Below are 23,961 nucleotides of genomic sequence, written 5' to 3' on the forward strand. Positions count from 1 at the left end.
TTAATGAATACATCCAAAGCATAGATGTTAAGCATTTAGACGCTGTGGATCTCAAGAAAATTAGTGGGTTGAACCGACAAGTCATTCAGAATTTTAATAGCCGGGAGTGGTTTTCGCTACTCGGATTTGCATTGGTGGCTTTAACGCCTTTTTTATGGGGAAGAAGAAAAGTTAGCTAATTTCTACTCGCTAGCCTAAATCATTCCGGTCATTTTAGCCAATTGAACCAACGCGGTTGTATCCCTTGCACCCAATCGATCAATCATGTTACTGCGGTGGTTTCCGACAGTATTTACGCTAATGAATAATCTTTGGGCAATCTTTTTTGTATCCAAATCTTCCGCAATCAATAAGAGCACTTCTTTTTCTCTTGTAGACAATAAATCGCGTTTGGAAGAATCTTTTGAACCAGAATGAAAGGTTTGAACCAGTTCGCTGTTTTGTCCGTAAGAAATTCTAATCCAATAATTTGTAAAATCTTTTTTAATGAGGTGCTGGATGTTTTGGATGTAATTGAGCGTATATCTAAAATTCCGATTTTCATCTACTTGTACCGGAATCCCCTGTGAAAACAAACGGATTTGTTTGTCATCTGCACGGATAAACCGCATGCAACAGTGGTGAACCTTCATATTCACACGTTCTTCATAAGGTATTTTGGGGAAAATATCGGCTAGCCAGTTCACCGATTCATAAGGAAAGGCAGCATAATCTTTGTGCAAGATGCTTAAGATGCTTTTCATCCGTTCATCTTTGGTTTCATTCGGTAGTAAACCCCAGAATTCTTCCTGACCAACCTCCAATTCAGGCAAATAGGTTCTGTGATTAAATATAGTGAGTATGGTATCTGTTCCCTTCACTCCCTGGAGCAGAAATGTTAACTCTTGCAAGTGTTCCTGCTTGTTTCCCAAGGCTTCATCTCTGAAAATCAAATCTGATAATTGTACGACACGGTCGTAAATGGCTTCTGCTTTGCGAAGGCCAAGTAAATTTTGGGAAAGGGTAGTCTGATTCATAAAAACAGCACTTTGGTTTTCGAAAAATGTTAATTTAATAAATTTCAGCTTGTGTTCTTAATAAAATAGCGATTGTCACTATTGCCTACCCTTATGCGACATTCTAACTTTGTCCTATCATTAAAACATTCACTCATTTAAATCAAATTCAAATCCAATGATCTATCCAAAAGAAAGGGACACCGGCGAATTGGTGATCGGTTTACGAAACAAGTGCGAAGGAGCTTTTTCTACTTTGTATGATAACTACGCGCCATCTCTTTTGGGGGTCACGTATAAAATAGTGAACAATAAACCCGCTTCTGAAGAGATTTTACAAGACGTTTTTGTCAAGGTATGGAAGCATATTCATACCTACGACATCGAGAAAGGCAGTTTATTCACGTGGATGGTCAACATCACCCGCAATACCTGTAAAGATTATTTTCGGAGTAGGCATTATCACTATGAAACATTGATCACGCAAGAGGAATTAGACCATATCCCAAGTAAATTTATCCCTCTTACGACAAATCATAAAGAGATAAGCATTGACTTAGAACTACTTATGCAAAAACTAGACCCTAAACTCAAAGACATTGTAGATCTCGTTTATATTTATGGCTACAGCCAGGTGCAAGTATCTGAAAAATTGCAATTGCCATTGGGTACGGTCAAAACAAGAAGCAATGCGGCATTGAAGCGGTTGAGGTACATTTATACGATTTAAGCGCAATAAATCCATACCCACACCAGCGGAGCAAAATATCCTGTATTGTATTCACTCCTCAACAATCTCCGCTTCAAACAAGCTTTCCAGGTCCGCTTTGGATTGTGTGCTTTCATATTGAAAGGCAAGCATCATCACTACATAAAACAGCACTAACATTCCAAGAGGAATTAAAGTCATTGGGTCAAAATGAGTACTACCAAAGGCTTTGGATAAAAAGCCGATACCAACGGTTCCCACAATTCCGCTCCAAATGCATAGAAAAATAAGCACTGCCACATGTAGCCTCATTTTTACCTTGATCAAACTTCCGTCAAAGGTATTTTCAATGTTTCCGCTGATTCTTGGCAAAAATGAGTTTCGGTAGCTGATGATTCTTGAAATGTTGAAGCTGTTTCCAACTACTTTGCCTTGATAGGGTTTTGTCTCGCGGCGCTGAAACAGCCCGAATCGAAATGCTCTTTCAGGTTCAATGCTGTCTTTGAGCCGTTGAATGAGTTCTGTTGCTTTTAATTTTGATTGGAAGGAGATGTCTTCTGCTGGCAAATATTTCATAGTTGATGGTTTCCCGTTTAAAAAAATGGATCATTTCGGATTTTGAAAGCCCAACCGTGGATGCGGTTGAATCTTGAATAGCCGCTGGAACAATGTCTCGTGACTTGAACCAGCAAACTATCATGGCGAGGAAGACTTGAGCCAGCGGGTCGGACTTTTACAACCATTGCCTCGATTTTGTCATGCACTCAAATGTTTTTTATTAGATTGCCAAATTCGGTTAAGGCAACACACATTTTTTCCCACTCAACCAATACCCCAACAAGGCTCGGTTGTACGTAATTTCCGCAATATGCCAAGTTGTGAAGTGTTGAAAAAGTACAACGATATGTATTTGACTCTTATTAGGTTTAGGTTAGGACTATACATCAAGCATTTTTACTAACCAAGTTAAGGCAGGATCGTTTTCAGCCATTCGGAGTAATCGATATCGTTTTGCTTCTTTTTCACTGAACTCGGGATGCCTCATTTTTATTCCAAATAATTGCAACTTGATTGCATCATCAATCATGTCTGCGCTAAGACGGAGTCTTTCTTCAATTGATTTGGACAACCAAATCTCTTGTTGAATCTTTTTTACGTATAAAGGAGTATCTGGAGATAAATACATGATTACAAAAGGTTAAAGGTTTGGAACATCTTCTAGCAACATTTCTACAATAATATCAATATCCTGTGTAGTCCTTGGCTCAGCGTACACATTCATGGCTACACTACCCGAAAGCATGTAAGGAATACCCAGCGTATTCATCATTTCACATATTTTTTCAAGTAAGTGGAGCATTTAAGGATTTTTTTTCAAAGATACGTTTGATTATCCAACTATCCCAACAAAAACAGCCCCCAAATCAACAACTGCGCCACTACCAAATCGGAATATTCTCCCAGAATGACTTCATTATTGAACCTCATTTTTTTCTTGCCGCACTAGTAAAGCACAGACATCGACAGCCAATATCTCAGCAATCTGGTACAACACCTCCAGTGGAGGCTGCATATCATTGGTACACCAACGTGACACAGTAGATTTATCTCTGCCAACTTGCTCGGCCAGCCAAATGGCAGTTTTGTCTTTTTCGGCCAGGACTACTTTAATCCGATTGAATTTTCTCATGGTTTACTATGCTGCTCTAGATAGTGAAGATAGGTTATGATCAATCAAAACGAGTGAAAATAAATTGATGAAAAATGAAAATATAGTTTCGATTAAAGAAACTTTTAATTATCTTGACCTAAATTTCTCCTCATGTCCGATAAAAAAAAGCATCGTGGTCGCATCCAGGCTCAAGGTGATGGCTTAGAAGCAAGTGAAAACTGGTCACAAGATGAGCCCTTGAGCGCGGAGGATGGCCTTAGATTACTTGAAAAATTACGGTCTAAAATTCCTGAAAAAGAAGCCAAAATCCGCGAAAAAGAATTTGAAAAAGCTGCGGATTTGATTCGCCGGGCGGAAGAAAATGGTGGAATTGATGCGAAATATAGCCAAACTTTTAAAACCAAAGGAACCAACCACGTCAGAGTAGACATTGAAATATTGGGTGGTCGCGCATTTGTGACTTTACTCTTAATTATTTTTGTCTTAATTTGGCTTTTAAACTAACAACGATGGATACCATATTATATCCTGATTTTTTGGAGGACATCACAAGCTATCAAGCTGCTTCCGATTTTTGGCAAGTGAAGCTTGATCCCTTGTTTCGTGAATTGGGGCTCAGCAAACAAAACTATCTGAATACCACCATGGTTAATGGTGTGGCTTTTCAGGATGGCAATCCGATTTATCAGGCTTATTTTCCAGAACTCAAAAAAGCAGTACGCATTATTCAGGAAGAACCATTGTTGCCGGCGGATTTTGGCAGTTGGGTGAATCAGACTGAGGTAAACGAAGAAGAGGTGGAGGAGTTGGTGATCAGTTTGGTGCTGACAGAAGAGAATGTGGAACGGGCGATAGCTGAAATTTACGGTTATTTAGCATAATCAAAGCGTTAAGAATCGTACATACTCGTGCTTCAGAGACGCGGGAATAATGGGTTCAAGTCAGACATTGAACCAGCAAACTAATGGCGTAGAAGACTTGAACCAACTGGGTAAAACAAAAACCATGCGTGATCCATTTGTCGTATCCAGCATTACCTGGCACGAAGTAACCGATGAAGTTGCCATTGACAACATCAACCTGCTTGAAGATGCTTTGCGCAGCCATTTAAAGCTGAGCGACTACGGAGATATTGTTGGAGTTGCCTTTGTTTACATCATCGAACAAAGTGACAACCATACCCATGAAGACAGCTTTATCTACCGACCCAAGCGGAAGGAAATCTACACCCAAATGCGACTGCCTTACGCTGTAGTCCAGCAATCCAGCCCGGAAGAGGTATTGCACCTAATGGCTGCCAAGTATGTTGACACCATGCAGGAGTGGTTAGGCAAGAAAAAATCCCCAATTTTGATGCCCACCGCTTCGTAAAAGATGTGCAGGAACTGTTTGAGCGGCAAGACTGGTTGCAATCTGTAGCGGCTTAAATTGCTCCTAAACCAACAACGATGGATACCATATTATATCCTGATTTTTTGGAGGACATCACCAGCTATCAAGCTGCTTCCGATTTTTGGCAAGTGAAGCTTGATCCCTTGTTTCGTGAATTGGGGCTCAGCAAACAAAACTATCTGAATACCACCATGGTTAATGGTGTGGCTTTTCAGGATGGCAATCCGATTTATCAGGCTTATTTTCCAGAACTCAAAAAAGCGGTGCGCATTATTCAGGAAGAACCATTGTTGCCAGCGGATTTTGTAAGTTGGGTGAATCTGACTGAGGTGAACAAAGAAGAGGTGGAGGAGTTGGTGATTAGTTTGGTGCTGACAGAGGAGAATGTAGAACGGGCAATAGCTGAAATTTACGGTTGGTTAGCATAATGCAAAAATGTCCATAGGGTGAATTTGTGCTTTGTTTCCAACAATTTTTCCAGTATTTTTGTAAAATATGAAAAACAGCATAGAACGTATCACCATTAATGCTGAAGTCTCGCATGGCAAACCGAGCATCCGCAATATGCGTTTCACAGTAGCTCAGTTACTGGAGTTGCTTGCAGCAGGTATGACCCACGAAGAAATTCTGGGGGATTATCCTTATTTAGAGCCAGAGGACATTTACGCTTGCTTATTGTTTGCAGCGCGCATGGCAAATACCAAATCCATCATTCCGCTTGCTGCTGCTTAACTTATGTTGAAATTCATTATTGATACGCAACTCCCACCTGCTGAAATTCTGGTTAAATCCTAGTTTCGCTTAAACTTGGATCAAACTTACTTGGCTTCCATTGTTATCCCTTTGTGTGCCCAAACGATTTCCTCAATGTCTGCTTCACTGTTTTTGGCATTCATGCTGGCTCCAGTAACTTTTTTAGGGAAGGCGTCAGTCAAAGTCCAGATGAAAAGTGGGATTTTTAAATCACTATCGATCAAAGAAATGGTGATGGTTTGCCTTTCTACCGTATTCATCTGAATTTTGGTAAAAAAATCATACAAAGCCTTGTCTCCCTTGAACATTCCTTTTTTCATGGTGATGTCGGAATATTTTTTCAGACCCGGCATTTCTACTACGGAAAAAGTGGGATTGTTGCCATTGCGGTACTCGATCACATCAACTTCAGCGTCTAAACCCGATACCTCTTGACAATAAATTTTGGTTTTTCCGACCATCACCTCAAATTGAAAATTTGGAATTGGCCACGGTGCTTCTTGCTTTTCTGACATGATACTTAGATTAAAAGATAAGTTAAAGAATTTGGCTTACGCCATGTAAAGGTCGATCATTTATGTCTCCGCTAGCCCAAGTCTCCCTAAACCAACAAAAAACATCGCACGATCGCTGGAACAATGTCTCGTGACTTGTTCCCATTATTCCGGCGTCTCTGACGCACAAGCATGCGCAATACCACGAAAAATACCCCACTTTAGGCTTTCACTAGAAACGTAACCTTGTTCTTTTTCTTCAATCCGCGGATTAGACTTAAGTCAGCGAAGAATCAGAAATACCCATTAAGGCATTTTTGTCTATGCAAACGGGATAGATTTTTTCGATTCAGGTGAGTTGCAAAAGAATTTTGAGTTTATTATCCAATTCTGTCAACTCATTTGGAGTAAGATTACCTAGAAGTCCTTTAGCTAAGGATCTGTCCAAAGTAGCAATTTTGCTTGTACGAATTAGGGACTGCTTATTTAGTCTATTTATTGGATTTGGCGTAAGTAAAACGTCTGTCGCCTCTTGCCAGCCCGTTTGTGTAGTAACAAAACAGACAGTGAAATCAAGGCTGTTATCAAAAATGACAACTGCAGGCCTGAGTTTGTTGCCACTCAAGTCTGTAAATGGAAATTTGATGAGTAAAATATCACCCTTAGCCATTGTAAACTTCCTTCAAGTCACTTACTGTATATAAATCTTCTTCCTGATTCAAGAAGTCAAACGTTTGACCTTCTGAAGCCAATTGTTGAATGCCCTGAGTGAGCAATTGTTCCTCATAGCGTTTGATGATAAAATCTACAAAGTCAACAATTTCCTCTGCCTTATTTAAGGGAAGCTGATTGATGGCATGAATGGTTCGTTCAATAATGGTTTGTTTTGTCATGGTTCAATAATTTTCTCCAAAGTTATGAATATCCTAGACTGTAACAACTGCAGCATTCTAGGTAATAAACTTTCATCTTTTCTATTCCATTCACTTCAACAACCCCAAATCAAATTCAAACCCCTCCAAAACCCCTTCACCACTCAGCGATTGCTCAAATCCATCAACCTTTTCCACTGTTCCATCTATCCTGAAAATCAGGACTTGGGCTTGGGTACGGTTGATCAGCCAGGCCAATTGCACCCCATTATCGATGTACTCTTCCATTTTTTGTCGGGCTTCTCGTAGGTCGTCGCTTTCAGACATCAGTTCCACCTCAAAATCAGGAGCAAGCGGTGGGTGCTTTCGTTGTTGTTCTGCACTTAGGTTTTGCCAACGTTCGGAGCTGACCCAGGCCGCATCCGGCGAGCGTACAGCTCCATTGGGCAAGCGAAACCCGGTCGAAGAATCAAAGGTGTGACCACCATGTTTGCGTTTCCAGAGGGTTAGCTCGGTGGTTAGTTCGGAGTTGTATTCTCCGGTTTTTCCTCCGGTCAAAGACATAACAGTAATGGTTCCATCTGCGTTGCGCTCCAACTTGAGGTGCCGATTGTCTATACAAAAGGCATAAAACTCATCATCGCTTAAGGCTAAGCGCGACAAGTCGAGGGTTCGACTCAATCGTTCGGCAGAAATGTAAGTTGGGCTGCTTGGAGCAGGATAAGTCATTGAAAAATGATTTTAAAGCAAATTACGAAAAAAAATGGGAATGATTCAAGTAAGGCATTGGAAACGTTTCATTGATGGGGAACCATCCTCATCCCCAAAACCGCACAACAACTGTCCATCTCCGTACATTCCTCCCACTTTTAGCATTTCACAAGTCACTCAAAAACAAACTATTACATTCTTGGCACATCGTTTGATCAGTAAAAGTAGAAAATGGGAAAAACCAAACCGCTATCCATCCACTTCAATCATTCATCCGATTATGTTCCGCAACTATTTAAACATCGCGATCCGCAACTTGGTCAAAAACCGCCTCTACGCGGCCCTCAACATTTTTGGGCTGACCATTGGCACCATTTGTTGCTTGTACATCTTGCTGTATGTGCAGGATGAACGCAGCTACGACAAACACCACCAGGCAGCGGAACGCTTGTATCGGGTGACTTCCGAACTCAAATTCCCGGATTCCAAAGATGCCAAACGCCTGTCCACTTGTTCGCCTCCGATTATTCCGGCCATGCAGGCAGAATTTCCGGAAGTAGAAACATCAACCCGACTCGTTGATCCTGCGCCATTTGGGATAGAACGTTACCTGTTTAAAGTAGGAGACAAGGTCTTTTATGAAAACAAAGGTTACGTAGTAGACAGCACTTTTTTTGAAACTTTTGACTACCATTTTATAGTCGGAAACCCCAAAAAAGCGCTCAATGCGCCGCAATCGATGGTGATTTCTGAAGCTTTGGCCATCAAACTTTTCAATACCACCGATGCGCTGAATAAGACCTTGCAGGTCACCGGCCAGGTGGATGAGGAGACTTACAAGGTCACCGGAGTATTCGATAATTCCCTGGGCAAAAGCCATTTGATGCCTGATTTTTTCACGCCGATGAATTCCAGAGGCATGGGGGAATTCGTCCGTAGTGACAACACCTGGTCGGGCAACAACTTCCTTTTTGGGTACCTCAAGTTTAAGCCTGGCACGGATGTACTGGCTTTTGAGGCCAAACTACCTGCATTCATCGAGCGCCATGGCGGAGATCAACTGCGGCAGATGAAGATGCATAAAAAATTAATCCTGCAACCCGTAAGCGCCATTCACACCAACGCAGAAGGCCTGGATGCTTCTGAAGGAACGAGCGAGCGCTTCCTGAACATGTTGCTCCTGCTTGCGGGATTCATTCAATTGGTAGCCTGCATCAATTTTATGAACCTGAGTACCGCTCGTAGCACCCGCAGAGCAAAAGAAGTGGGCGTGCGCAAAGCAGTTGGGGCAGCCCGGGCTTCCTTGATGGGGCAGTTTTTAAGCGAGAGCATGCTCATGACCCTGATTGCGGTGGGGCTTGCGGTGCCATTGCTTTACTTGCTTTTGCCCCTGCTCAATCAGGTCACCGGAGCAGCATTGGGATTGCAGCTCACCCAAAATTGGTCTACCTGGGCAATGATTGTCGCTTTGGTTTTGCTTACCGGTGTTGTGGCAGGCAGCTATCCGGCTTTTTATCTTTCATCGTTCAATCCGCTCAGTATTTTCAGAGGAATGCGCGATGCCAAAAGTTCTACAGGGGCCATCAACCTGCGCAAAGCCCTGGTGGTCAGCCAATTTGTTATTTCTTCGGTATTGATCATTGGCGCGGTGGTCATTCAGCGACAGTTGGACTATATGTTGAAGCAGGATTTGGGTTTTGAAAAGAATCAGAAAATTGTCTTTCCGGTACGGGCCAGCCAAAGCCACACCCAATTGGAGCGATTCCGCAATCAATTGTCTTTGCTGCCAGAAGTGGCCGGAGTAACCGGCATGTCTGCCTATCCGGGGCAGTTTGTCCCCAACGACATTTCGATGTACAAAGCAGGCGAGAGCATGAAAAGTGCTACAAACATCCGTTTTGCTTTTGCGGATGAACACTTTATGCGCACCCTCAAGGTCAAGCTTTTGGCAGGTCGTGATTTCACGGTCAGAGATACTTCTAGTGGTGAATCTCGTGCCAAGGTCATCGTGAACGAAACTACGCTCAAGAGCATGAATATCCCCATGGATCAAGCGCCAGGAATGGTATTGACCAGTGATCGGGACGGCGGTGCGCAAATCCAATTTACCATTGTCGGGGTGATGAAGGACATCAATTTTGAGCGCATGTCTGAAAAAGTGACGCCTTACATGATCACCATTGCGCCCCACGAAGCTTTGCCACAAGTCATCACGGATGTGAATACAAAGGATTACCCGAGCTATCTCCAAAAAGCGCAAAACATTTGGACAGAGCTGTTTCCTGGCATTCCATTTGAGTATGCCTTTTTAGATCAGGAAGTAGCCAAGCTTTACAATACCGAGCAAACTTTCTCGCGCATCATTGGCCTTTTTACCCTGATTGCCCTACTGATTTCTTGTCTGGGCTTGTTTGGGTTGTCCGTTTTTGCCGCAGAGCAACGCACAAAAGAGATTGGCATCCGCAAAGTACTTGGTGCAAGTATGGCCAGTTTGACTGGCTTATTGGCACGGGATTTTGTGGTGCTGGTGCTTATTTCCATCTGCATCGCGTCTCCCATTGCCTGGTATTTGATGAGTCAGTGGCTACAGCGTTTTGCCTACCGCATCCAGATCGAATGGTGGATATTTGTGATGGCTGGAGGCATTGCGGTTGCCGTTGCTTTTTTGACTGTAAGTGTGCAGAGTTTGCGCTCAGCGCTGGCAAACCCCGTGAAGTCACTGAGAAGTGAGTGAAAAAAGCCAGCCATTAGGCCATCACGCCCAGGGCAAACGCGTTAAAACAGCAAAAAAATTGCGTTTATTTTTTTCAAAATTTTGATTTTCAACATCTTGCAATATCATCTGCTAAATTTCAGAACCCCCAAAACCTGGAAGGCAGGGACGATTGGTTCTGATTTTTATTCGTTGAAGCAGCTTCGCTGCTTGTTTTTTTACAACCGTGACGACGCGACGGCGCGACGGGAAGTGTGCTTCGCACACTTTTTCGTCGTTTTACGTCGCGCATTTGGCGCAGCCAAATGAATCGTCGCGCCGTCGCGTCGTCGCGGTTATAAAAAACGATTGGGCTGCGCCCAATCCAAAATGATTTAAAACTAGAACCAATCGACCCTACCTTCCAGGGGTTGGGGGTTGGTAAGTATGCGTAACATATTACATTGCAACAACAATTTTTATGCGTTTGCCCTACCCCATCACCCCCAAAATCTGCACATACTGCAACAACATGATCGTTTTGGCGTCTTTGATTTCGCCGGCTTCGATCATGGCCAATGCTTGGGAGAAGGGCAATTCCAGCACTTCAATGTTTTCCTGTTCGTGATCGAGGCCGCCGCCGCTGCTTACTTTCATGTGGGGGCTGTATTCGGCTACGAAAAAGTGTAAAATTTCGGTCACTGAGCCTGGTGACATGTAGGCTTCAAACACCTTGCGCACATCGTGGATTTTGTAACCGGTTTCTTCTTCGGTTTCGCGGCGGATGCAATCTTCCGGGTTGTCCTGATCCAATAGGCCTGCGCAAGCTTCGATCATCATGCCATCCGGGTTGCCGTTTACATAGGTGGGCATGCGGAATTGGCGGGTCAGGATCACGTTTTTTTGCTCGGTGTTGTACAGCAAAATGGCCGCGCCGTTGCCCCGGTCGTAAGCTTCCCGGCTTTGGGTTTCCCAGGAACCGTCTTTCTTTTGGTAGTCAAAGGTAATTTTGCGAAGGGTATACCAATTGTTGGACAGCACGTCCGTTTGAGTAATGTTTACGTTGGGCATGGGTGTTATTTTGTAGGGTTGCCAAGAATAGGTACGAAAAACAGCATGTAATAGTATTCAATCTCCAGCAATTTGCGCATTGGTAAGGATCAACATAGTTTTCTAGGGTTGTACAATCATTTTCAAATTTTCGTTGGGCTTGAGCAGGACTCCTTTTTTCAAAACATACGACTGAAAACCTTTCAACTGGAAAGTATTCAGCGCAAGCTCCCCCTGTAGTACTTTTAGATCCACGCTGGCGCTTTGGCCACTGCGCTGAATGTTGACCGTACCCCAGGCATAACCATTCGACCAAAAATACTGACCGTCTTTGGCCTCAAATGCCATTGATTTTTCTACTCCCGAGTATTGAAAGCCACTCAACGCCAATACTGCTGACCAACTGGCCATGGCGCGGGCGTAGTGGTGTCCGCACTCGGGTTCGTCAAAAGGGTTGCGCTTTTCGCCATCAAAACGATCGCGAATGCTTTGAATGCACTGTAACCCTGCCTCGGTTTGTCCTTCGTACAACATACCTACCGCGGCAGCGTATTCAAAGCCCGACATCGATTCGGCAAAATACGGGAAGGGCACTTTGAGTCTTCCCTTGGGCCAACTGGCCATAATCAGCCCCGACTCTTTGTCCATCACATAAGATCGCATGTTGTTGAATACATTGTCGAAGCGGGGGATAAAGTTGTTTTTCATCACCGTCTGCAAGGCCGTTTGGATGTTTTGTTTTTTCCCCAGATAGCCCAGTCCACAAATGTGCGCCATGTATTGCCCTACTACCTGATCTACCAAACAGCCTTCACCCAACTGAAACTCGGGAATAACTGTAGCCGAATTGCTGCGGTCAAGGTACTGGTGGGTCTTGGGATCGGTGATTTTGTGCTCGTAGTAGTCGCCATTGAAGAGATGTTCATCCACCCATTTGCTGCCTTTGGCAAAAATCAGCTCGCATTGCTGGGCAAAAACGGGGTCGTTCATTGCCTTGGCCATCGCAGCACTGGCTTTGAGCGCACCAAAATACCAAAACTGCATCTGCGGATTGGGGCCGTAATAGTTGACATCCATGGTATTGTGCTGTTCACCTTCTTCTACACCGTCCTGATTGGCATCCCAGCCATTGGGTATCCAGGCATACGACATGGCCGCTTTGACCTTAGGCCAGTGCTTTTTCAACCACTCATTGTCTCCTGAAAGTTTCCATTCGCGGTAGAAGCGCATGATTGACCCCATTTGCCCGTCGGCAGCCGCAACGTGGTCTATTTTAAGGTTACTTTCCAAGGGTAGACTGACGCGATTCATCATTTTGCCATTGTCTTTGGTGCCATATACCATTTCTACTTCGCGCATGGATTTGGCCAGGTCACCAAACAGGAAAGCCGTGGCGTTTTCGTAATTCCAAACGTGGGTGCAATTGCCATAGCAAGATCCTGCCTCATTCATGACCCCTTCCCAGCCCATCAGGTGTCCGGAAGGAAGGCGAAAAACGGTTTGCGAGCGCAAAGTTGACAGGTTAAACAAAGCTGCTTCCTTGACTACTTCTGGCAAGTTGCTTTTCACAAAAGCATTGACAAATTGGATGCTGCGCGCTTCGAGTTCAGCCAGGCGCGGGGCTTCCTGAGCAATTACGGCCCAGGCATCTTTGTATACCGTGGTGTAGTGATTGCCAATGATTTTGCCCTGGTAGCCAAAAGACCAGGCATTGTTCCAGTCCAGGCGGTTGGGGAAATGCCAGCTGATGTAAAAGGTGAAAGTTTGGGTACTCCGGGCAGGAATGCTTTTTTTTACCGCCAAAGAGGCCATGGGGTTGTCGTCAACCAATTTATCCTTGTCGCTGAGCAAGCCGTCAGCGCTGAAGTCATCCCAAAAATCCAGGATGGAGTTTTCCCAGTCGTTGGGGGTAGAGGATCGCCTCCAGGTAACCGTTTCACGGTCGGCAGTACTCAGGGCAATCGTTCCCCAGGCAGGATTCTGTGGGTCAACACCAGTGCTGGACATAAAAATCCCTTTCAATTCAGGGCTTTCCCGGTATTCATTCTGGTTGTTTTTGGCACCCTGATAGACCAGGTCACCTTTCCAGTTTTTGCTTTGTTTACTGCCGTCGATGCCAACAAAATTGCGCATGGTACCACATACGGCCACTTCCATGGCTGCATCGGTGTTGTTGGTCACTTCGTATTGGAGTACCGCCAAGGGAATGCTACTTGCGGCCACATCTCCGGGAACAAAGGGGTTGAATCCTTTGATTTTTACCGAAATCGGGAGGGCATCGTCGCTGAGATTGACTTGCCCAAAAGGATAAGCTGCATCAAAGGATGCCTTCGAAAACCTGGGCATGCCATGGTGGTTGACTGGGCGGCCTTCGTAATGCTGGTACTCGCTGGGATGAAATGGGCCAAGCAAAGCTTTGCTTTGGGCGGGCAAGTCCTTGGATTTAACGTACACTGCAAAAAATGGCGCTTGATTGCCGTCGGTAATGGTGCTGAAACGTTTGCCGGGCTTGTTCATGATCTCCCAATCGCGCAATTCGCCACGACCACCCAGAGAGACTGTTCCGGTGCCAATGCCACCCAATGGCAAAGCAATGTTCAAGAGGTGATCTTGGTCATAATGCTTCAACACAGGCCATTCACGAGCAGGTTGAGCTTGAAGTGCTGCTGCGAAAAGCAACATGCCGAAAAAGTGGAAGAACTGACGCATATTTTCAGGTTTTGGTGTTCAACGTTTCACCCCAAGTGCTTTGAATTGAGCAGCAGCGTGTAAGATATCAGGCTGACCTAGGCAACTCGATGTTGCCAAGTGGTGTATAGGTTAGTGTTCATTTTGGTGCTGAATGTAGGGTCAAGTGATGCTTCAAGATCAATCCACCAAATAAGGATTGTTACGGCGTTCTTCACCGATCGTCGTTGACGGGCCGTGTCCGGAAAAGACCTTTACTTCATCCGGCAGGATCATCAGTTTTTCTTTGATGCTTTTCATCAAGGTATTGAGATTACCACCAGGAAGGTCATAACGGCCAATGCTGTTTTTGAATAGTACATCGCCTGCAATCAGAAAGCGGTCTTTTTCGCAGTAAAAAGAAAGGCTGGCCGGGGAATGTCCCGGGGTGAAAATGGCTTTTAGGGTGGTATTTCCAAATTGAATCAAATCGCCTGCGGTCAAAAATTTGCCAATGGCGGGAGATGGATCGTATGGAATGTGGTACATGGAGGCAACCTGCAAGCCGCTGTCCAGCACAGATTGTTCGCCTTGATGGGCTTCCAGGGTCAAGCCAAAAGTATTGGCGATAAACCGATTGCCCAACACGTGGTCGATGTGACAATGGGTATTGATGAGCCGCACCGGACGCAAGGCAAGACGGTCTATTTCGGTGATCAGTTCTGCTTGTTCCTCGGGGGAAGAGCAGCCGGGATCCAAAATGATGCATTCTTGCGTATCATCATAGATGAGGTAGGTGTTCTCCTGAAAAGGATTGAACGTAAGCTGGAGAACATTTGCCATGGTTTTTTTCGTTTTGGTTGTAGATTTTCACAAAAATGGTTAATTTGAGAGGTATGTTGTGGAGAATAAGCAAGAATATTTTTAAGCATCTAATTTTGACGCCCTTTTTGAACTCTCCACCCCTTTCATATGTCCTAATTAGATAAACAGTTGAATATGCGCAGTTGTCGTTACATCTTGGTTTTCATTGGAGTATGTCTTTTCTCTATTGGAGCCTTTGCACAGAGCAGCAATCAGGTTAAATTTGGAAAAAACCGGGTTCAGTACCACCGCGATTTTGATGAATGGTCGCAGTACGAAAGCGACAATTTTTTCGTGTATTACTACGGAAAATCGCGCAATGCTGCCCACAAGGTGGTACAGATGGCTGAGTACGATTTTGATGAAATCCAGGCCTTGCTGGAACACCGCATGAATGAAAAGCTCCAAATCATTGTATATGCCGATGCCACCGATGTAAAACAGAGCAACATCGGCTCTGAGGATTTGTTTGTGAGCAGCAATAACCAAACCAAGGTTTCGGGCACTACCATCTTTGTTTATTTTGATGGCAACCACAAAAATCTGCGGGAGCAAGTACGGGAGGGCATCGCTGCGGTATACCTCAACACCATGCTTTTTGGGGCGAACATTCAGGAGATTGTCCAAAACGCCGTAATGCTCAATTTGCCCAATTGGTTCAAGGAGGGCCTGGTAGCTTATGCCGGACAAAGCTGGAATGTAGACCGCGACAATGAACTGCGCAATATCCTGTTGAGCCGACGCTACAAGCGCTTCGAGCGTTTTGCCGATGATTTCCCGCGTTTGGCGGGTCAATCCATGTGGTATTTCATCAGTGAAAAATATGGCCGCCCATCGGTTTCCAACCTCCTTTACCTGACTCGGATGAACCGCAGTGTAGAGAGTGGTTTTTTGTACGTCCTCGATCAATCTTTCCAATCGGTGATGCTGGAGTGGGAACAGTTTTACCGTACCCGCTATGAACTTGACATCAAAGGGCGGCAAGTACCACAACCTGCCCAGATTGTAACCCTTAAAAAGAAGAAGGAACAACTTCCCTTAACTCAGCTCAAACTTAGCCCAGATGGCAACAAAGTTGCTTATGTGTTGAATGACTTAGGGCGTACTACGGTGTATTTGTATGATTTGCAGCAAAAAAAGAAAACCAAAATATTCCGGGAAGGCTACCGCAACGCCTTGCAAGCTACTGATTTCAATTACCCACTCATTGCCTGGAATCCTACCGGACAACAGTTGTCGATCCTGTATGAACGCCGCGACAACCTCAAGTTGGCTACCTATGACCTGCGCAAAAAGAAGTACACCACTGAATTGCTTTCGGAGCAGTACCAGCGCGTTTACAGCATAGATTACGTGGACAATTTTAGTTTGGTGTTTTCAGCAGAAGTCAGCGGCCAATCTGATATTTTCGTGTACACAACGCGTACGCGTCAAAGCCAGCGCATTACCGCCGATATTTACGACGATCTAGATGCTTCCGTAGTCAATGTAGGCAACCGCAAGGGGATCTTGTTTACGTCCAACCGACCGGATATTTTCTTGCGTACCATCAAACCGGACAGTATTTTACCAGTAGGTGCGCTTGATGTGTTTTACTACGATTTGAAAGGAGAAATGCGCGAGTTGGTTCGGGTGACCAATACGCCCTTGGCCAGTGAGCGCCACCCGATGGCAGTAGATACAACTTTTTTCGCCTATCTAAGTGACCGACAGGGCATTTACAACCGGGAATCTGGTTTTTTAGAAAAATACATCCGGGAGTATCAACGGCATATTTACTTAAAAGACGGCTCTGAATTGGTGTGGCCGATGGATTCTTCCGTTGCCAAACTAGATTCCGCCCAAATCGATTCGGTCGTACTCAGACCTGTAATCAGGGAGCGTGCCATTACGCACATAGAAACGAATTTGCCTTATCACCTCAGCAATCAACACAGTGCGCCGTTGAGTGGTAAGGTGGTCGAAGCGTATGCGGCATTGGGGAAACAATCTTTTTATGTCAATCCGCTTAGTCCAACCAATTCAAGTATACCCGCTATCACCATTTTTCGCGCGAGAGAACAACACCTTGAGCACTTGAAGCTACAAGCCCGAAGGGATACAGTTTCGGCGCTTCCACCAGCTGGCTTGCCCATGCAAACTGATCGAATTCTGCCACCCAAACCAGTGGCAGACACCCTGGATGTAGAGGTGGAAGCATTGCTTGCTGAAAAGAAAGATACTGTTCCCGTAGCGGTAGCTGAAGTGCCTCAGGAAGAGCCTTTTTTGTTTCAGAGTGAATTTGACAATCTAAAAACCACCGCTACTCCGCCTCCAAGCAAACCTGCCGAACAACCCAAGCCCGTTCAAACCGAACCCGTAATAACAGTTGCCCCAACTCCTGCACCAGTACGACCTACGGAAACGTTGGTTCCTGTGACCAGTTCTGTTTTTCCATTTCTAATGTCACCACTCAAGAAATTGTACATCCTCAACCCGACGCGCGCAATTCCTTATCGTTTGCAATTCCGTTCGGATTTTGTGACTTCACAAATGGACAATTCGCTGCTTTTTGATGGGTTGGAAAGTACCGCGGCCAATCCCGACGGATTCCAGCAACCACCTCCAGGGATTTTGCTCAAAGCCAACATCAAAGACCTGTTTGAAGATTACGAGTTTGAAGGTGGAATTCGCATCCCGACCACTTTTAACGGGGCAGAATATTTTGTTACGTTCAACAACAAAAAACACCGCCTAGATCAGACTTACGCGATATACATGCGCAATACCCGCTTCAACGACGACAGCCCGACCCTGGTGCCCCGCCGCAGAGAGTACAACATTCTGCTGGGTCAATACGGCGTTAGGTACCCGCTGGATGTATTCCGCAGCATTCGGGCTACCACAACGCTGCGGCGAGACCGCATGGTACAGCTGGCTACCGACCGGGCTACCTATAACGTTCCCGATCAGACCAGCCAACGGATAGGGCTGCGCCTGGAATACGTTTTTGACAATACGGTAGATATTGCCTTGAACCTTCGCACCGGTACGCGTTATCGGGTCTTTGTAGAATCCCAAAAGAAATTTTCGGTTGGCGACAATTCCAATTTTGACGTCAATTTCAACAAGGGTTTCATGACGATCGTTGCTGCGGATTTCCGAAATTACCAGCGGGTTTTGCGGCACTCGATATTGGCATCGCGTTTTGCGGCAGCAACTTCCTTTGGGTCTGAGCGCATGTTGTATTACTTAGGTGGAGTAGACAACTGGTTGTTTCCCAAACAGAACAACGATATTCCTATACCCAGTGGAAACTTTGCCTTCCAGACCCTGGCTGCAAATATGCGTGGATTTCCCACCAATATTCGCAATGGCAGCTCTTTTGCGCTGATCAATACCGAATTGCGGATTCCGCTGTTCCGCTATTTTTCGAGACGTATTCAGGCGCCTTTGTTCAAAAATTTCCAGGTAATTGGGTTCTTTGACCTGGGTACGGCCTGGGAAGGAAAAACACCTTATCGCGACGACAATCCACTGAACACTTCCAAGTTTCAGGATGGGCCATTCATTACCACTACGGTCAATTATTTCCGGGATCCAATTGTGGCAGGTTATGGTTTTGGGGCAAGAACAACGCTCTTTGGCTATTTCATCCGGGCAGATTATGCCTGGGGGGTTGAAACGCAACGGGTACAAAAACCAATATTGTATTTGTCGTTGGGGATGGATTTTTAAGCTTTAAGTAAGAAGAAAAAGAAAAAAAACGGCACTTCGGCTTCGCTCAGTGACCGTTTTTTTTTCTTTTTCTTCTTACTTAAAGCTTATTGAAAAACATATTCTTTGTTTCCTTGCTTACAACCAAGCTGCCTTTGGTCACCACCATTTGTTCCACCACCATTTCATCGGCGCTAATGAGGCGAACCTTGGCGTACTCCAGGGTATCTGTGTCGTGGGGCATCAAGATGATGAATTCGGTGCATTTCGAAAGCATCCAACGTCCTGTTTCTTTTTGCATTGGGGCAGCGTTGCTAGGGGCAAGTGAAAAGGAATAAGAACCATCGTTGTTGAACCGCAGTTGGGGAATTTTGCTATCAGCCTGGGTGGCCAATACTGTGTTTTCCCATGCGCCCATCAGCGTTTGATGATTTTTGTTCCACTGAGTTGGTGCAACCTTCTTTCCGTAGCTTAGGTGAATTACCGAACGCATTTCACTGGCAAAAGGGATCAGGTCTAATCCACGTGGGGTAGGAACGGCAGTATACTGAAAACTGGAGCCCGCATAATCCCGGAAGGTTACGACAGGAGTTTCGTGCTTTATGTCTACAGTCCAATTGTAGCGGGCCATTGCTGGCCATTCGGCGTAGGTGTTGTTGATTACATTGGCTACACCATTGTCGTAAAATTCCATCATCAGCCCAAAACCTGTCCATTGTGTTGCATCTGCTTCACACCAGGTGTTGGAAATCAAATTGTTGCGCAATTGTTCAGCGGAAAGTACTCCTGCGAAGGCAGGTTTCAGGGTAAACACAAACAGCAGAGAAAGAAAAAGGATTTTCATGTCAATAGGTTTTAAAGTCGGGTGTAAGCACTGGAATCATTCTTTCACCCAAGGACAAATTTACAGGCAAAAGGATGGCTGTGTCAACTAGAAATCGATAACTTTCTTGAAACTTTAGATGAACCTTAACATTTGCCGATAAAGAGGTGTTTTTTAGGACCCCTTTTGTTCCCTTTTGAACCTGCAAACGTTTGTTAAAATGAATTTTGAATGCTGATCGAAACCCGTGGTATTGTTTTTCGGAGCCTGAAATATTCCGAAACCAGCCTGATTGTAGACATCTATACCGAAGCCAAAGGCTTACAAAGCTATTTTGTCAATGGGGTGCGCAGCCAAAAAACCAGACAAAATGCGAGCGTTTATCAAGTGATGACCCTGGTAGATTTGGTCGCAGGTGTGCGGGAAGATCGCGGCTTGAATCGAATCAAGGAAATCAAAACGGCTTTCATCTACAGTTCCCTTCCTTTTAATGTGCGCAAAAGCGCAGTGGGGATGTTCATGGCCGAAGTAGCCCGCAAAACCATCCGCGAAGCAGAATCCCATTCCGAATTGTTTGCTTTTTTGTACAATACGTTTTTATTTCTGGATCAAACGAATTACCCAGTAGCGAATTTGCACTTGCATTTTTTGGTGGAATTGAGTGGTTTTCTGGGCTTCATGCCTGGAGGGGATTTAAGTGAGGAATCACCAGTTTTTGACCTTCAGGAAGGAGTTTTTTGCGATTCATCGCCCAGCGCAGGGTATTGTCTGGATCTGGAATTGAGCAAAGCTTTTTATGCCCTGCTGCAAACCAATTATACCGACTGCCACCTTTTGCGCATGAACTCCATCCAACGGCGATTATTGCTGAGCAAATTGCTGGATTACTACCGTCTGCATTTGGAGCATCTGCCGGAGATTCATTCGCACCAGATTTTGCAGGAGGTGTTGGAGTGAATATGTAATTTGAGCATTAATCTCTGTAAAAAAACACATTTCCACACAAAAGGCAAAACTCACCTATCCCCCTCCAATTACCTTCCAAAACCCCTTCTTATACGTCTCCGAAACTGGCATATACTTCTCCCCAATTTTGATCACCTCCTTTTCAATGGACTCAATTTTATCAATTGCCACCATATAGGATTTGTGTACTCGACAAATCAAGTGGCTCGGAATTTCCAGTTCCAGTTCGCCAAAGGTTTGTAAAGTCATGATCCGTTTATGCAAGGTATAGATGCAGCGGTAATCCCGCATGCCTTCGATGAACAGGATTTCGTCCAACATGATTTTTTCTAGGCGGTACTCGGTTTTGACAAAAATGAATTTTTTATTCGGCAGGGCTTCGGTTTTCATCAGGTTATTGCGCACTTTATCCACCGCCTGTACAAAGCGTTCAAAATCGAAAGGTTTCAGGAGGTAATCACATACGTTCAAATCAAAACCCTTGATGGCATAATCCGGGTAGGCCGTCGTTATCACCACTTGGCTGTTGATTTTGGAGGTTTCCAAAAGCCGAATCCCTGAGACTTCCCCCAGATTGATGTCCAAAAAAATCAGGTCAACTTGGTTGGATTGTAAAAAAACCAGTGCATCGGTAGCATTATCGAAGGTAGCGAGCAGGGTCAAAAAGGGCAGTTTTTGCACATACCCTTCGATACGGTCTAGTGCCAGCGGTTCATCTTCGACTATGATGCAGCGGATTTCCATGTTTGGTTCAGCGTTAGTTTGACCTGGTAAGTATCGCCATTTTTTGAGATTTCCAACTGGTGTTTTTTCGGATAAAGCGCCAACAATCTTTTTTGGATCAAAGCAATGCCCAAACCGCCGTATTCCTGGGGGTCTTGGGCACCTTCTTTGTATTTGTTGGTGCAATCAAAAATCAGTTGATTGTCGGCAATGGTGATGTGGATCTGCACGGCGTTTTCCTTTTCGCGCATCGCCGAGTGCTTAAAGGCATTTTCTACCAGCGGGATGAACAACATCGGTTCAATCAGCCGATCGTGAACCTCTCCTACCACAATGTACTCCACATAATTGGGGGTGGCGGTGCGGATGCGTTGCAAATCGATGTATTTCTCGATGTAGGCCAATTCTTTGGACAGGGGAATTTTTTCCGTTTTGGTTTCGTACAACATGAAGCGCATGATGTCTGATAGTTTGTTCAAATACAAGGAGGCTCGGACAGCATCTTTGCCGATCAACACATCGATGTTATTCAGGGTATTGAACAAAAAATGGGGATTGATTTGGGATTTGACCAACGCAAGCTCCATTTCGAAATTTTTCTGACTGAGGATTTCTTTGAGTTTGGTTTCGTTGTACCAACTGATGAAGCCCTTGATGACCAATCCGACACTTCCATTCAACACTGCGGTAATGGCCAGCATCGTGGTAATTACGCTCCCGGAATTGAGCCCATCATTAAAAAAGGAAAAATCGGGAAACAAGACCGAAATGATCGCAGCACTCAGTACCCCGCAGCCAATGGCTGCGGCCAATCCGACCAGAAACAAGGCCAAAATTTTTCCCCGTTGTAAAAATTGCGGAAACAGCCAGGTATAAAATGTGTAAAAACCCAGGATTGCTGGAATGATGCCAAAAGCCCCAATGAAATAAATAAAGCGCCAGGTTTGTAAGGGGGTGGTGTTGGCCGGACGGGTTGCCGCAGCCACCAACAGAATGACCAGCGCCCATAGCAAGCCGTACAAAAACCAATACCCCACATGCAACAAGGCGATGATTGATCTGCGCATCTTATCCTTTTTCTTTTTTGGTAAGATAAAGAATATAGCTAATCAGGGTAAATCCAATGAAATAGATCAAAGCCAGGTAGTGTATGTCCAGAATATTGCTCTTAAAACGCATTTTGCCCCCCAATTGCAACAGGTGTATCGCTCCGTAGGTATAAGGAACCAGATAAACATACCTCCAGGTAAGCACCATAATCGCAGCGGCCACCAATGCCACTCCCGCCCCCAGAGACACCATAAAGTTTTTGAATTGTATACTCAACAGGAATTGCAAGGCCACAATGGGCAAGGCCATCACATAAAAAGATGCATTGATCTGGATGAATCTACCCCAGGGAAATGCCTCTTTGGGATACGGGATATGCCCATAGTACCAAGCTGGAATTGACCCGGCAAGGCACATGCCCAGCCCAAATAGTACAAACAACTGCAACATCAGCAACAAAACAACTGTGTATTTGGCTACAAAAACGGTGGTCAAACTTTGAGGGGTAGTATGCACTTGTTTCCAGCCATTGTTTTTATACTCCAATTGGGCAATCAAACTGGTTGCCAGGACGATTCCCATCGGCAAAAAAAAGATGGACATGGACTCCCAACCATTGATGAGCCATTTTTCCCAAAATTTTTCCACCGCAAATACTCCTCCCAATCGTTTGATGTACACCAGATGCATCAAAGTCAAAATACCAGGAATAAAAAGACCTCCGACGATCACCAACCAAAAAGCTGCGCTGCGTTTGGTTTTCATCCATTCGCTCTGAATGCTATAAAAGAGTGTTGCGTTCATGTTTTTAGTTTTTAACCAGTTCCATAAAAATGCTTTCCAGGTCGTTTTTTTCTACCGCCAAGTGATACACATCAATGCCATTTTGCACGAGATGGCGATTGAGTTGGGCGATTTGCTCTAATGGCAGCAACGGCAAGACGAGTTTATCATTTTGCTGTTGGACACTGGTTTGTAATGCCTGGAGCAACTGTATTGAGCGAAAATTGTCGCTGGTCATCAGGCTCAGGCAGGAGCTTTCCTGCTGTTTGTGGATCAGGTCTTCTAAAGTCCCTTCAAATAGTAGCTGCCCTTTGTGGATGATACCCACATGGCTCACCAGTTTTTCGATCTCGGCCAGGAGGTGGCTGGAAATCAAAATGGTGGTTTTTTGTTCTTGATTGAGTCGTTTGAACAACTCCCGCATTTCGATGATGCCGTTGGGATCAAGGCCATTGGTGGGTTCGTCCAGGATGAGCAGTTCGGGGTGGTTGAGTAAGGCGACAGCAATGCTCAGGCGTTGCTTCATTCCCAGGGAAAACTGACTGACCTTTTTATGGGCTGTATCGGATAAACCGACCAGTTCCAATACCTCCGGTATTCGGGTTTTGGGGCATTGGTAAATCTTTTGCAGCAAAAGCAAGTTTTCTGCGGCGGTCAGGTGCCCGTACAAGGAAGATGTTTCGATGAGTGATCCCAGTTTGCGCAGGATGGCTACGCGATTTTGACTCAGACTTTGGCCAAAAAGATGGATCTCTCCTTTTTGTTTTTTGAGCAAACCTAAAATCAAGCGCAGGGTGGTGGTTTTCCCGGCACCATTAGGGCCTAAAAAACCATAAATGCTACCTGTTGGTATCCTGAGGTTGATGTCATCCAGGATATTTTTGCCCGCTGCAAATTGATGACTTAAATGGGTGGTTTCGATGCAGTACATGGATGCTTGGTTGTGATGAACCCAAGCGAGATGATGGCAACGCGTAGATCCGCTAAATCCGGGTCATCCGCGTTGCCATCATCTCGTTTTGGTAGATCAAAAATACTGTCATCAAAAG

The 23,961-nt window shown here is 45.0% G+C and carries 26 protein-coding genes; 9 read left to right on the top strand and 17 right to left on the bottom strand.

Annotation, left to right across the window (positions count from 1 at the left end; all coding sequences use genetic code 11):
* Positions 1 to 194: 194 nt before the first annotated feature.
* Entirely contained in the window at positions 195 to 1,016 is an 822-nt protein-coding gene (locus ABW391_RS22000; protein WP_353484072.1) for a response regulator transcription factor, read from the bottom strand.
* Between the two features lie 157 nt (positions 1,017 to 1,173).
* Here ABW391_RS22000 and ABW391_RS22005 point away from each other — a divergent pair, with 157 nt between their 5' ends.
* Positions 1,174 to 1,725, top strand: a complete 552-nt coding sequence (locus ABW391_RS22005) for an RNA polymerase sigma factor (protein ID WP_353484073.1) — start codon at positions 1,174 to 1,176, stop codon at positions 1,723 to 1,725.
* 51 nt (positions 1,726 to 1,776) lie between these two features.
* On the opposite strand, the gene ABW391_RS22010 is transcribed toward ABW391_RS22005, so the two are convergent.
* The 4 genes from ABW391_RS22010 to ABW391_RS22025 all read right to left on the bottom strand — a co-directional run bounded on the left by ABW391_RS22010 (position 1,777) and on the right by ABW391_RS22025 (position 3,394).
* Positions 1,777 to 2,280: a hypothetical protein gene (locus tag ABW391_RS22010; protein WP_353484074.1), complete on the bottom strand. Its 504-nt coding sequence runs from the start codon at positions 2,278 to 2,280 to the stop codon at positions 1,777 to 1,779.
* 361 nt (positions 2,281 to 2,641) lie between these two features.
* The gene (locus tag ABW391_RS22015) at positions 2,642 to 2,890 is read right to left on the bottom strand and encodes a hypothetical protein (protein WP_353484075.1); all 249 of its coding nucleotides are present in this window, start codon (positions 2,888 to 2,890) and stop codon (positions 2,642 to 2,644) included.
* Positions 2,891 to 2,902: 12 nt separating this feature from the next.
* Complete coding sequence (locus ABW391_RS22020) at positions 2,903 to 3,064, bottom strand: hypothetical protein (protein ID WP_353484076.1); 162 nt, start codon at positions 3,062 to 3,064, stop codon at positions 2,903 to 2,905.
* Between the two features lie 114 nt (positions 3,065 to 3,178).
* Positions 3,179 to 3,394: a helix-turn-helix transcriptional regulator gene (locus ABW391_RS22025; RefSeq protein ID WP_353484077.1), complete on the bottom strand. Its 216-nt coding sequence runs from the start codon at positions 3,392 to 3,394 to the stop codon at positions 3,179 to 3,181.
* 132 nt (positions 3,395 to 3,526) lie between these two features.
* Here ABW391_RS22025 and ABW391_RS22030 point away from each other — a divergent pair, with 132 nt between their 5' ends.
* The 5 genes from ABW391_RS22030 (at position 3,527) to ABW391_RS22050 (ending at position 5,500) form a co-directional block, all read left to right on the top strand.
* A complete protein-coding gene (locus tag ABW391_RS22030; RefSeq protein WP_353484078.1) occupies positions 3,527 to 3,880 on the top strand; it encodes a hypothetical protein in 354 nt (117 codons plus the stop codon).
* Between the two features lie 5 nt (positions 3,881 to 3,885).
* Positions 3,886 to 4,257 (top strand): hypothetical protein, encoded by a 372-nt coding sequence (locus tag ABW391_RS22035; RefSeq protein WP_353484079.1) that lies wholly within the window; start codon positions 3,886 to 3,888, stop codon positions 4,255 to 4,257.
* 124 nt (positions 4,258 to 4,381) lie between these two features.
* Positions 4,382 to 4,747 carry an Imm44 family immunity protein gene (locus ABW391_RS22040; protein WP_353484080.1) on the top strand — a complete coding sequence of 122 codons (366 nt, stop codon included), beginning with the start codon at positions 4,382 to 4,384 and terminating at the stop codon, positions 4,745 to 4,747.
* 77 nt (positions 4,748 to 4,824) lie between these two features.
* Positions 4,825 to 5,196, top strand: a complete 372-nt coding sequence (locus tag ABW391_RS22045) for a hypothetical protein (protein ID WP_353484081.1) — start codon at positions 4,825 to 4,827, stop codon at positions 5,194 to 5,196.
* Between the two features lie 67 nt (positions 5,197 to 5,263).
* Positions 5,264 to 5,500 (top strand): DUF433 domain-containing protein, encoded by a 237-nt coding sequence (locus ABW391_RS22050; RefSeq protein ID WP_353484082.1) that lies wholly within the window; start codon positions 5,264 to 5,266, stop codon positions 5,498 to 5,500.
* An 86-nt stretch (positions 5,501 to 5,586) separates the two neighbouring features.
* Here ABW391_RS22050 and ABW391_RS22055 read toward each other — a convergent pair whose 3' ends face one another.
* The 4 genes from ABW391_RS22055 to ABW391_RS22070 all read right to left on the bottom strand — a co-directional run bounded on the left by ABW391_RS22055 (position 5,587) and on the right by ABW391_RS22070 (position 7,616).
* Positions 5,587 to 6,036 carry a phage tail protein gene (locus ABW391_RS22055; RefSeq protein ID WP_353484083.1) on the bottom strand — a complete coding sequence of 150 codons (450 nt, stop codon included), beginning with the start codon at positions 6,034 to 6,036 and terminating at the stop codon, positions 5,587 to 5,589.
* A gap of 328 nt (positions 6,037 to 6,364) precedes the next feature.
* Positions 6,365 to 6,685, bottom strand: coding sequence for a type II toxin-antitoxin system PemK/MazF family toxin (locus ABW391_RS22060; protein WP_353484084.1), 321 nt, complete (start codon positions 6,683 to 6,685; stop codon positions 6,365 to 6,367).
* The gene (locus ABW391_RS22065; RefSeq protein ID WP_353484085.1) at positions 6,678 to 6,908 is read right to left on the bottom strand and encodes a hypothetical protein; all 231 of its coding nucleotides are present in this window, start codon (positions 6,906 to 6,908) and stop codon (positions 6,678 to 6,680) included. Before ABW391_RS22065 ends, ABW391_RS22060 begins: the two co-directional genes overlap by 8 nt.
* A gap of 90 nt (positions 6,909 to 6,998) precedes the next feature.
* The gene (locus ABW391_RS22070) at positions 6,999 to 7,616 is read right to left on the bottom strand and encodes a Uma2 family endonuclease (protein WP_353484086.1); all 618 of its coding nucleotides are present in this window, start codon (positions 7,614 to 7,616) and stop codon (positions 6,999 to 7,001) included.
* Positions 7,617 to 7,878: 262 nt separating this feature from the next.
* On the opposite strand from ABW391_RS22070, the gene ABW391_RS22075 reads away from it, so the two are divergent.
* Positions 7,879 to 10,332, top strand: a complete 2,454-nt coding sequence (locus tag ABW391_RS22075) for an ABC transporter permease (RefSeq protein ID WP_353484087.1) — start codon at positions 7,879 to 7,881, stop codon at positions 10,330 to 10,332.
* 450 nt (positions 10,333 to 10,782) lie between these two features.
* Here ABW391_RS22075 and nudK read toward each other — a convergent pair whose 3' ends face one another.
* The 3 genes from nudK to ABW391_RS22090 form a co-directional block, all read right to left on the bottom strand.
* Positions 10,783 to 11,361 (bottom strand): GDP-mannose pyrophosphatase NudK, encoded by a 579-nt coding sequence (gene nudK / locus ABW391_RS22080; RefSeq protein ID WP_353484088.1) that lies wholly within the window; start codon positions 11,359 to 11,361, stop codon positions 10,783 to 10,785.
* 102 nt (positions 11,362 to 11,463) lie between these two features.
* On the bottom strand, positions 11,464 to 14,049 hold the full coding sequence (locus tag ABW391_RS22085) for a GH116 family glycosyl-hydrolase (RefSeq protein WP_353484089.1): 2,586 nt from the start codon (positions 14,047 to 14,049) through the stop codon (positions 11,464 to 11,466).
* Between the two features lie 159 nt (positions 14,050 to 14,208).
* On the bottom strand, positions 14,209 to 14,850 hold the full coding sequence (locus ABW391_RS22090) for an MBL fold metallo-hydrolase (RefSeq protein WP_353484090.1): 642 nt from the start codon (positions 14,848 to 14,850) through the stop codon (positions 14,209 to 14,211).
* Positions 14,851 to 15,006: 156 nt separating this feature from the next.
* On the opposite strand from ABW391_RS22090, the gene ABW391_RS22095 reads away from it, so the two are divergent.
* Positions 15,007 to 18,588 carry a hypothetical protein gene (locus tag ABW391_RS22095; protein ID WP_353484091.1) on the top strand — a complete coding sequence of 1,194 codons (3,582 nt, stop codon included), beginning with the start codon at positions 15,007 to 15,009 and terminating at the stop codon, positions 18,586 to 18,588.
* A gap of 79 nt (positions 18,589 to 18,667) precedes the next feature.
* Here the strand turns inward: ABW391_RS22095 and ABW391_RS22100 are convergent, their stop codons facing one another.
* Positions 18,668 to 19,411 carry a hypothetical protein gene (locus ABW391_RS22100; RefSeq protein WP_353484092.1) on the bottom strand — a complete coding sequence of 248 codons (744 nt, stop codon included), beginning with the start codon at positions 19,409 to 19,411 and terminating at the stop codon, positions 18,668 to 18,670.
* Positions 19,412 to 19,621: 210 nt separating this feature from the next.
* On the opposite strand from ABW391_RS22100, the gene recO reads away from it, so the two are divergent.
* Positions 19,622 to 20,347, top strand: a complete 726-nt coding sequence (gene recO, locus ABW391_RS22105) for a DNA repair protein RecO (RefSeq protein ID WP_353484093.1) — start codon at positions 19,622 to 19,624, stop codon at positions 20,345 to 20,347.
* Between the two features lie 63 nt (positions 20,348 to 20,410).
* Here the strand turns inward: recO and ABW391_RS22110 are convergent, their stop codons facing one another.
* The 4 genes from ABW391_RS22110 to ABW391_RS22125 are packed head-to-tail and all read right to left on the bottom strand — an operon-like array spanning position 20,411 to position 23,843.
* The gene (locus tag ABW391_RS22110; protein WP_353484094.1) at positions 20,411 to 21,100 is read right to left on the bottom strand and encodes a LytR/AlgR family response regulator transcription factor; all 690 of its coding nucleotides are present in this window, start codon (positions 21,098 to 21,100) and stop codon (positions 20,411 to 20,413) included.
* The gene (locus tag ABW391_RS22115) at positions 21,079 to 22,146 is read right to left on the bottom strand and encodes a sensor histidine kinase (RefSeq protein ID WP_353484095.1); all 1,068 of its coding nucleotides are present in this window, start codon (positions 22,144 to 22,146) and stop codon (positions 21,079 to 21,081) included. The genes ABW391_RS22110 and ABW391_RS22115 overlap by 22 nt, the downstream gene beginning before the upstream one ends.
* 1 nt (position 22,147) lies before the next feature.
* On the bottom strand, positions 22,148 to 22,933 hold the full coding sequence (locus ABW391_RS22120; RefSeq protein ID WP_353484096.1) for an ABC transporter permease: 786 nt from the start codon (positions 22,931 to 22,933) through the stop codon (positions 22,148 to 22,150).
* Positions 22,934 to 22,937: 4 nt separating this feature from the next.
* Positions 22,938 to 23,843, bottom strand: coding sequence for an ABC transporter ATP-binding protein (locus tag ABW391_RS22125; protein WP_353484097.1), 906 nt, complete (start codon positions 23,841 to 23,843; stop codon positions 22,938 to 22,940).
* Positions 23,844 to 23,961: the final 118 nt, after the last annotated feature.

The organism is Haliscomenobacter sp., from assembly GCF_040403615.1.
GTDB lineage: Bacteria > Bacteroidota > Bacteroidia > Chitinophagales > Saprospiraceae > Haliscomenobacter.

Excerpts from the sequence above, each read along its gene's own strand:
- ABW391_RS22000 (WP_353484072.1), bottom strand. The coding sequence starts at position 1,016 with ATGAATCAGACTACCCTTTCCCAAAATTTACTTGGCCTTCGCAAAGCA.
- ABW391_RS22005 (WP_353484073.1), top strand. The coding sequence starts at position 1,174 with ATGATCTATCCAAAAGAAAGGGACACCGGCGAATTGGTGATCGGTTTA.
- ABW391_RS22010 (WP_353484074.1), bottom strand. The coding sequence starts at position 2,280 with ATGAAATATTTGCCAGCAGAAGACATCTCCTTCCAATCAAAATTAAAA.
- ABW391_RS22015 (WP_353484075.1), bottom strand. The coding sequence starts at position 2,890 with ATGTATTTATCTCCAGATACTCCTTTATACGTAAAAAAGATTCAACAA.
- ABW391_RS22020 (WP_353484076.1), bottom strand. The coding sequence starts at position 3,064 with ATGCTCCACTTACTTGAAAAAATATGTGAAATGATGAATACGCTGGGT.
- ABW391_RS22025 (WP_353484077.1), bottom strand. The coding sequence starts at position 3,394 with ATGAGAAAATTCAATCGGATTAAAGTAGTCCTGGCCGAAAAAGACAAA.
- ABW391_RS22030 (WP_353484078.1), top strand. The coding sequence starts at position 3,527 with ATGTCCGATAAAAAAAAGCATCGTGGTCGCATCCAGGCTCAAGGTGAT.
- ABW391_RS22035 (WP_353484079.1), top strand. The coding sequence starts at position 3,886 with ATGGATACCATATTATATCCTGATTTTTTGGAGGACATCACAAGCTAT.
- ABW391_RS22040 (WP_353484080.1), top strand. The coding sequence starts at position 4,382 with ATGCGTGATCCATTTGTCGTATCCAGCATTACCTGGCACGAAGTAACC.
- ABW391_RS22045 (WP_353484081.1), top strand. The coding sequence starts at position 4,825 with ATGGATACCATATTATATCCTGATTTTTTGGAGGACATCACCAGCTAT.
- ABW391_RS22050 (WP_353484082.1), top strand. The coding sequence starts at position 5,264 with ATGAAAAACAGCATAGAACGTATCACCATTAATGCTGAAGTCTCGCAT.
- ABW391_RS22055 (WP_353484083.1), bottom strand. The coding sequence starts at position 6,036 with ATGTCAGAAAAGCAAGAAGCACCGTGGCCAATTCCAAATTTTCAATTT.
- ABW391_RS22060 (WP_353484084.1), bottom strand. The coding sequence starts at position 6,685 with ATGGCTAAGGGTGATATTTTACTCATCAAATTTCCATTTACAGACTTG.
- ABW391_RS22065 (WP_353484085.1), bottom strand. The coding sequence starts at position 6,908 with ATGACAAAACAAACCATTATTGAACGAACCATTCATGCCATCAATCAG.
- ABW391_RS22070 (WP_353484086.1), bottom strand. The coding sequence starts at position 7,616 with ATGACTTATCCTGCTCCAAGCAGCCCAACTTACATTTCTGCCGAACGA.
- ABW391_RS22075 (WP_353484087.1), top strand. The coding sequence starts at position 7,879 with ATGTTCCGCAACTATTTAAACATCGCGATCCGCAACTTGGTCAAAAAC.
- nudK (WP_353484088.1), bottom strand. The coding sequence starts at position 11,361 with ATGCCCAACGTAAACATTACTCAAACGGACGTGCTGTCCAACAATTGG.
- ABW391_RS22085 (WP_353484089.1), bottom strand. The coding sequence starts at position 14,049 with ATGCGTCAGTTCTTCCACTTTTTCGGCATGTTGCTTTTCGCAGCAGCA.
- ABW391_RS22090 (WP_353484090.1), bottom strand. The coding sequence starts at position 14,850 with ATGGCAAATGTTCTCCAGCTTACGTTCAATCCTTTTCAGGAGAACACC.
- ABW391_RS22095 (WP_353484091.1), top strand. The coding sequence starts at position 15,007 with ATGCGCAGTTGTCGTTACATCTTGGTTTTCATTGGAGTATGTCTTTTC.
- ABW391_RS22100 (WP_353484092.1), bottom strand. The coding sequence starts at position 19,411 with ATGAAAATCCTTTTTCTTTCTCTGCTGTTTGTGTTTACCCTGAAACCT.
- recO (WP_353484093.1), top strand. The coding sequence starts at position 19,622 with ATGCTGATCGAAACCCGTGGTATTGTTTTTCGGAGCCTGAAATATTCC.
- ABW391_RS22110 (WP_353484094.1), bottom strand. The coding sequence starts at position 21,100 with ATGGAAATCCGCTGCATCATAGTCGAAGATGAACCGCTGGCACTAGAC.
- ABW391_RS22115 (WP_353484095.1), bottom strand. The coding sequence starts at position 22,146 with ATGCGCAGATCAATCATCGCCTTGTTGCATGTGGGGTATTGGTTTTTG.
- ABW391_RS22120 (WP_353484096.1), bottom strand. The coding sequence starts at position 22,933 with ATGAACGCAACACTCTTTTATAGCATTCAGAGCGAATGGATGAAAACC.
- ABW391_RS22125 (WP_353484097.1), bottom strand. The coding sequence starts at position 23,843 with ATGTACTGCATCGAAACCACCCATTTAAGTCATCAATTTGCAGCGGGC.